Annotated in this window: 7 protein-coding genes; 2 read left to right on the top strand and 5 right to left on the bottom strand. The window is 51.3% G+C overall.

Going from position 1 to position 6,963, the window contains the following annotated elements; genetic code table 11:
- The 4 genes from BG842_RS02935 to BG842_RS02920 all read right to left on the bottom strand — a co-directional run.
- The coding region (locus tag BG842_RS02935) for an MBL fold metallo-hydrolase (RefSeq protein WP_139136000.1) at nt 1–541 on the bottom strand (541 nt) is incomplete at its 3' end.
- 261 nt (nt 542–802) lie between these two features.
- Nucleotides 803–1,306, bottom strand: coding sequence for an SRPBCC domain-containing protein (locus tag BG842_RS02930; protein WP_069449614.1), 504 nt, complete (start codon nt 1,304–1,306; stop codon nt 803–805).
- On the bottom strand, nt 1,303–1,641 hold the full coding sequence (locus tag BG842_RS02925) for a helix-turn-helix transcriptional regulator (RefSeq protein WP_069449613.1): 339 nt from the start codon (nt 1,639–1,641) through the stop codon (nt 1,303–1,305). Before BG842_RS02925 ends, BG842_RS02930 begins: the two co-directional genes overlap by 4 nt.
- A 152-nt stretch (nt 1,642–1,793) precedes the next feature.
- The gene (locus BG842_RS02920) at nt 1,794–2,330 is read right to left on the bottom strand and encodes a DUF6790 family protein (protein WP_139135999.1); all 537 of its coding nucleotides are present in this window, start codon (nt 2,328–2,330) and stop codon (nt 1,794–1,796) included.
- Between the two features lie 572 nt (nt 2,331–2,902).
- On the opposite strand from BG842_RS02920, the gene BG842_RS32420 reads away from it, so the two are divergent.
- The gene (locus BG842_RS32420; protein ID WP_256388495.1) at nt 2,903–3,028 is read left to right on the top strand and encodes a hypothetical protein; all 126 of its coding nucleotides are present in this window, start codon (nt 2,903–2,905) and stop codon (nt 3,026–3,028) included.
- A 1,882-nt stretch (nt 3,029–4,910) separates the two neighbouring features.
- On the opposite strand, the gene BG842_RS02915 is transcribed toward BG842_RS32420, so the two are convergent.
- A complete protein-coding gene (locus tag BG842_RS02915; protein ID WP_139135998.1) occupies nt 4,911–5,591 on the bottom strand; it encodes a hypothetical protein in 681 nt (226 codons plus the stop codon).
- Nucleotides 5,592–6,161: 570 nt separating this feature from the next.
- Here BG842_RS02915 and BG842_RS02910 point away from each other — a divergent pair.
- A complete protein-coding gene (locus BG842_RS02910; RefSeq protein ID WP_069449610.1) occupies nt 6,162–6,800 on the top strand; it encodes a helix-turn-helix domain-containing protein in 639 nt (212 codons plus the stop codon).
- The last annotated feature ends 163 nt before the right edge of the window (nt 6,801–6,963 follow it).

Raw genomic sequence — 6,963 nt, 5'->3', positions numbered from 1 at the left:
TTCCAAGGTACTGTCCAACGAACTCCCGAAGATAGCTGTAGGTACCGCTACTCCCATCGAACATTTTCGATGCCCATTCTTTCATGCCGGGACGTATTCCTTTACCCGAGGGGCCATAAATCTCCCATGGGCGACCGTCTCGTCCTTGCTGATAGGCCGCCTTGAGAATCGCAGGGAAATCAACAGTGTGGTCGATGTGAAGGTGTGTGAACAGCGCGAGGTCTAATTTCGTGATATCGGTCTGTGTCTCACTAATAGCCGATGCCGTCCCGCCGCCAGCATCTACCAGCAATTTCGGTTCGCCATCGATGTGTACGACATAGCCGACCGACGAGCGTCCATTTTTCAGCGCCGATGCCCCGGACCCAAGAACAGTCACGTACACTTCCGCGTCTTGCTGGGGCCTCTCGGAGCATGAGTCGTCGGATTGCTCTGCGCCCCCAGTACCACTGAAACCGGCAGCCGTTAGTCCTGTCGCTCCTGCAGTTTTGAGAAATGTTCGTCGTTCAGTCCCGATACGAGCGAGATTTTCTAAACTCATTGCGTTGCGTGGGTTGATGCCGATATGAAATGAGTCTTACAATCGGTTTCAGACTTAGAAAATGCTCCAACCCATATAAGTATGAAATGAAAATAGTCGGATTTTAAATTGATATAATGTAGAAACTACAGCCACATTACCGAGTTAGCCATTTGCTGTCTAAATATATCCCATAGGTCTGGACCACGGTAGCGCACATGCCCACAACTGATTAATAAACGGAAGTGAGGCCCGTACGGTACCCTCGATAAGATCTATGCGCTACGCCTCCTCAACAACGTCCGCGAGGTTTCCGAGGGAGTCATTCCATCCTTCGTTGGCGTCCTGGGGTGGGATGTTTTCGGGGATTCCTGCCTGGTGAGCAGTGACTTCGGTCCCGCCGGAGACCTTCTCGAAGGTGACCGTGGTCGTCATCTCGCCGGCCATTCCCGGATCGTCGGACTCGAATTCCTCGGTGTAGACGATCCGGTCGCCAGGGGACAGCTCTTCGTATGTCCCGTGGAACGTGTGAGCGTATGGTTCCAACTCCTCGATGTCAGCAGTGAACGACATACGGAAGGTGCCGCCCTCTGTGGCGTCGAACTCGTGAACCTCGGCTGAGAAGCCCTCTGGCGGGAGCCACGTCGTGAGTTCGTCGGGATCGACAAAGGCTTCGTAGACTCTCTCTGGTGTGGCTTCGATCACGCGGTTGACAGTAATACTTTGATCTTCATCTGTGGTGGCCTCTTCCCGCGATTCTCTTCCGTCATCAGTGTTGTCTCTCATTGGTCTTCTTGCTCCAGATGGTCGGCCAACGCGTCGAAGCGGTCTTCCCAGAGCACGCGGTACCGGGTTAGCCATCCAAAGGCTTCACTCAGCGGCGCGGCATCAAGGTGACATCGTCGAACCCGGCCGTCCTTCTCGACATCAATCAAGCCCGCATCTTCCAACACATGCAAGTGCTTGGAGACTGCCGCCAACGAGACGTCGTGTGGTTCGGCGAGATCGCCGACGCTTTCGGGGCCATCGGCGAGTTGTTCGAGGATCTCTCGGCGGATCGGATGGGCTAATGCCTTGAAAATCGCGTCGAGATCCTGGTCGTTCAGCTGTTGTTCAACCATCCGGTTGAACGTACAGCGCACCCAATATTAAACCTATTGGTTAAACAAAATCTCCCCGATTAGTTAGGCTGGGAGAGCGGCTAAGTTACCCGAGAGAGTGGTAGATGGATTGTTTTTCCCGTGTCTCTGCTGACCGACTGAACTCGAATAACTCAAAGAAAATAGAGACCCAGTAACACAAGCAAAACGAGCGACGTCAGGACATCCGTCCACAGAATTGCCCCAGCGTTCCCGGGACTTCGATTCTGTGTCTCTCGGATATCTTTCACGTGGACAATGGCAGCCCCAAGCATGAACACAGAGATACCGATTGCCGTTGCGATCCAGAACCCTCCTCGAAACCAGAGACAGAGAACGCCTAGCACTCCGAAAGCGAGATTACCGAACGCGACTTCTTTTTGGAACGGGTTATTCGCCGGCCAGCCGATGAACGCGGCTATCTCGTCGGGTCTAAAGTAATGGCCTAAAAAGGCCCAGAGTCCCTGTAGACCGACGACTATCACTAAGAACGCGAGTAAGAACGCCTCCACAGCTGGGGTATCTAAAAGGAGAACCTGAGCAATTCCAGCAAGGATACCCCCTGCAGGAAACAATAGTGGGCTATAATCGCCGACTGTTCGGTCGGTGTGCGGTCGATCGGCAACTGATGCGTCGGTTTCGTGTGTGGATGATCGTCCCCCGTGAGCCATGTTTTTCCCCTCCCTCTGGATTCCGCGGCCAGATTGACTAGAAACTACGCTTCGGGATCTAATAAGTGTGTCAGAGCGCGATTGCTCGGAGTAGAGTCTGTTTCTACCGGATAAGAACGATTAGCCACCTCCATAACAGAATGCAAGCTGACCCACAAACGCTTACAATCTGCGAGCTATTATTTGGCGTGAGCAGCCGATGAGGGAAGCCAGGTTCGGAGACGATCGTTTGGTCGCACGAACGCTTAGAGGGAAAATCAGTGGGCAATTTCACGGAGTTCGGTAGAATTGCACATCGACTGTTGGTTTTTTCAACTATGAAATAATCTAACACTGCTGCTTTGGCGGAAATGTGGGAGTAGGAAATTCATCTATTGCCGCCTAAATCCATAAGCGGAAGTGAGCACACCCCGGGGGTACCCATCGAAATTATGCGTGAACGTTACTTGACGAAAACCCAGCCGTCAGTACTGCTTCCTCTGCGGCGAAGGATCGTCAATTGAAGCTTCCAACTCACTTCCGCGATTACTGGTTCCAGAAAGCTTATTCCAGACGTGTAGAAGTCAGCAGGTATGGAAAAACCAGTTGCTATGGCTCTCAGAACGGTGGCGGTTGTTGGCTTGCTCTTCGTGTTGGCGGTCCTGTTTGGGGGAGACATAGACGAAGATGCCGGCGTGTTATTGGTTCCTGAACAGTAGGCTGGTCCACTATGGGTATAATTTGAACCGTTCGGCTTCAGGAGCGTCTGCACAGTCCGGCACAGAGTATCCGTTTGTCTCCCCTCGGAGAACGTGCGAGATTTCGGTGCACTGGTACGTCAGCTGTGGTGTCCATATCGTTGCACCTGGGAAGTCGATTTTCTGCCGCCTAAACGCTTAAGCGAAAGTAGAACCACCTCGGGACCCCCACATCAATCATGTGCGGAGTTCGTGATGTACCTCAATCAGTCTCCTTTCACCGATATAGACCACTCTCTGCCTCAACAGCTACGTTCTTGAGAGCGAGTTAGGGCCATCGTGAGTGTCATCGTGATGTTCACCACATACCCCCTGGCATCCTGAGTGGCGACTTTTTGTACATAACGAACCAAGTGAATAATGTCAAAACAATCACTTTGCCCTTTGTAAGAACTGCGTGGGATTCGTTCACCCCGATTAATCCTTTTGAGTGATGTGATTGCGTCGTCCTGGCTCTGTCCGCGCTCAGAATCAATAAACCCTCGTGAGATGGTAGGAAACTTAGTGGCTTCTGATCCCTACCAAGAGTTTCACGAGTTACTTGGCTGGACTGCACCACTCACCAATTCCACCATCGTTCTGAGGAATCCCTGCTTTCACTCCCTTTTCACCGTTCGAATTTCTCTCATCCTGAGCGTAAGCACTCATCCAGTCTCCATTACTACCACTGAATCCGGTGCCCTGGCGGTAATCCGCTACCGAACCGGGATATCCACCTTGCCCACCGCACTGGCTTTGTTGTGCGACCGCCATACTAGCAGTACTTCCTGCCATCATGAGCACTACTACGAGCACAAAGGCGATTTTTATTATTCTCATTTCTTATTCCCTATTATCGCAGGAGTTCATTCATCAGCAACGGTATTAACCAGCGCAGATTGTTTAGAGCGCGAAACATGAAGCAATCGATCTGTGAAAGAGGTGCAGTGCTTGTCAGTAAGATAAAAACGCCACATTGTTCTCTTGGTGGGGGCTGCGAGAATCTTAGAGAAGGAGAGTGGAATATTCGTGTGCCATCGGAAGCGGATATGCGAATCAAATATTCTATACGGAGCAAGTATCTATTGTCTGATGTATCGGTCCTTTGGAAACGACGTGTCATCGCTCGTACAGAGTGCACCGCGAAGTCGTTTCAAAAGTTGTGATTGTTCACGTACTCCCATCAGAGGTAATGACGAAACGCCGCGAACCGAGCGGCTGAATACCAGCGTTGAACTCTGACGTAGCGATACCACCGGTTGGTAACGTCGTGTAGCAATTGCACCGTCTCCGTTTTCTCCTGTTATTTCCAGTTCGGTCACGACAGATTTACTGACGGAAACCACAACGAGATATAGACTTTACCTCTTTAAGAACTGCACCGATTACCCCATATTGATGGGTGAATCATCATTCTGAGATTGTGAAATAACACCAGCAGTTCAATATTCGTTATCGACGACCGTGCTCGGTTCAAGTACTCAAAAATTTCTTAGAACGCTGGAGCAGTAGTGTGAGGTGGTCTTTCTTTCACTTCGTATCATGGCTCTTGTTGCTCGATGGCGAAATTCCATAACGGTGGTATTCATCTTTTAATAAGTGATTGATACTTTTCTCATGGGAGGTAGGGACCTATAGCGAAGGCATAGTGGCAATACAATCGCGTTAAACCTTGGCCAAGCTCACTACCGCCTAAATAAGCGGAAGTAAACGCACCTCGAGACCCTTTATGAAATCTGTGCGCGGGTTGGAGTGCGAATGATACAGCCCGTTCAAGAGCCTTCGTTGGAGCGATGGAGCCTCGCCATTCTACTGCTTCGTCGTGGTGGTTTTTTTGCCGTGCAAAGTCTTTCCCGTTTACCAATCAATAGACTTGCCCATCGTATGTGGCGAGATAGTTCCCAGTTACGCCCTCCTTCCCATCAGCAACCGCCTCGTGCTGCTGGAAGATTTTGATCAGGGACCAGAACGCATCAGAAGGTGATCCACCGCGGTCGATATTATATCCGTATTTCCCGATAGCTTTCTCTACGAGGTTACGCTCAGCATCAGAGAGTCCCGAAAGTTCGAACGTGTATCGGGTGCGGAGCTGCTGACCATACGCTTCGACGGTCGGTGCCAGTTGACGCGCCGTATACCGGTACGTTTTGAGCGTCGCGTTTTTGGAGTTCGAGTCGGTGATCGAGAACCCCGCGCGTGAGCCAGACGACCATTCAATAACCGAGCGATCAGGAGTCGATACGAGTGCCGATTGATTTCGATCAGCATTCGCGTAGACGAACGTTTTCCCGATATCAAGTGGAGTGTCCTCATCCACAGCATCGTCTCCAAGGCCAACTAACCGAAACTTCTCGCGGTCGAGACGCGGGAGTTCATCAAACTGCACGATGTTATCCTGGTCAGCCTGTTGCACAGGAGTGAGATCCCAGAAGTAGCGAGTCGCCGGGCGTTCGTTTCGTACTTCATACGAGAGTCGATACACACCGCCGTCGCACACCCATGGTCTACTGCCTTCCCAGATTGGCGGTGATTGGTCGTCAACCATCGTTGACCCGTTTTGTACGGCTCGCTTGATGACGCGTCGGCCCTTCTCTGAATTCTCCCGTAGATATAGGGCATGTCGTCTACCTATGTCTCTGTCATCAACTGCTCTCATTCGTAACCGAGCAGCCGGAGGCAGGTTTCCAGCAGACTCTGTATTTTGTTGAGGACTGCTGTCTTGGCTGAGTAAACCGCAACCGCCGGTACACCCAGCTATTGTGGCTGTAAGACTCGTTAAGGTGGAAGCGAGGAACACTCGTCGGGAGTGATTCATTATGATGTACTAGCATGAAGAACGGAGGTAATTATTGCGACAACACAAAGAAATATTGACACTTCTGACCGACACATAGCTGGCCGTGCTAAGGAGCGGGGATTATGGAATGTACGCTTTGCAGTCGGCAAAGAGGTAATCTCCTGCCATCTAACTTCATAACCGGCAGTGAAATCCGGCAGGTGCGTATTCTCAAAATGCACGAAGACCGCTGCCACTAACAAGCAACAACTCTCAGTACGACTGTCCGCTTCCAGATACCGCCTCAACAGCTACCTTCCTCGAAAACGAGTCTTGGGTATGAGTGTCATTGTTGAATTCACCATCGAAAAAGAGAGCTTAGCGTTAGGCCAGGCATTATCCGGCGCTGGCGATACCCGCATCGAACTCGAAGAAATCGTCCCCAGTGAAAACAACGTCATGCCTTTTTTCTGGATCGCCAATCCAGATAGAGAGGGATTGGAAGTGAGCGTCGCCGAAAGTGAGTACGTCAAAAATCTCGTCCGGCTTGACACCCTTGGTGACCAGTCGCTTTACAAAGTCGAGTGGGCTGGTGAGTACGAGGATCTTCTCGCCGGCATCGTCAAAACGGAAGGGACGATTCTCGAAGCGACAGGAAACGACGCGTGGCATTTCATTCTCCGATTCATTGATCACGATCATGTCGGTCAGTTCTACAACTTCTGCACCGACCACGAGATTCCGCTTCATATCGAACGTGTATACACCTTGACCGAGGAGGGGTTGCGAGGGCGGATGTTCGGATTGACAAACGAACAGCGCGAGGCGATCGTCCTGGCACTCAAGCGAGGGTATTTCGAAATCCCACGAGAGGTGGAAATGGAGGCATTGGCAGGTGAACTCGATATTAGCCAGCAAGCGTTTTCCGAACGCCTCTGGCGCGGCCTGGCGAAAGTGCTTGAAAATCTCTTTCAATGACTTCCCCCGCTGTTCCCTTGGGGTAATAAATGTCCTGTGCACACAGTCAAGTTTCCTTTCCTCCCCCGTCCCCACCAGTAGCATACAATGGATGAGACAGAATGGGGAACAATAACCCAGGCAGTAGCGAACAAGCATCGACGGCGCTTATTGGTTGCGCTTC

The sequence above is a fragment of the Haladaptatus sp. W1 genome, from assembly GCF_001723155.1.
GTDB classification, from domain to species: Archaea; Halobacteriota; Halobacteria; order Halobacteriales; family Haladaptataceae; genus Haladaptatus; species Haladaptatus paucihalophilus.
Note: the sequence above shows the minus strand (reverse complement) of the source record. Positions and strands in the feature narration are given on the sequence as shown.

What these genes read in the sequence shown, in the direction of transcription:
- BG842_RS02930 (WP_069449614.1), bottom strand. Translation starts at nt 1,306, where the DNA reads ATGAGAGACAACACTGATGACGGAAGAGAATCGCGGGAAGAGGCCACC.
- BG842_RS02925 (WP_069449613.1), bottom strand. Translation starts at nt 1,641, where the DNA reads ATGGTTGAACAACAGCTGAACGACCAGGATCTCGACGCGATTTTCAAG.
- BG842_RS02920 (WP_139135999.1), bottom strand. Translation starts at nt 2,330, where the DNA reads ATGGCTCACGGGGGACGATCATCCACACACGAAACCGACGCATCAGTT.
- BG842_RS32420 (WP_256388495.1), top strand. Translation starts at nt 2,903, where the DNA reads ATGGAAAAACCAGTTGCTATGGCTCTCAGAACGGTGGCGGTTGTTGGC.
- BG842_RS02915 (WP_139135998.1), bottom strand. Translation starts at nt 5,591, where the DNA reads ATGGTTGACGACCAATCACCGCCAATCTGGGAAGGCAGTAGACCATGG.
- BG842_RS02910 (WP_069449610.1), top strand. Translation starts at nt 6,162, where the DNA reads ATGAGTGTCATTGTTGAATTCACCATCGAAAAAGAGAGCTTAGCGTTA.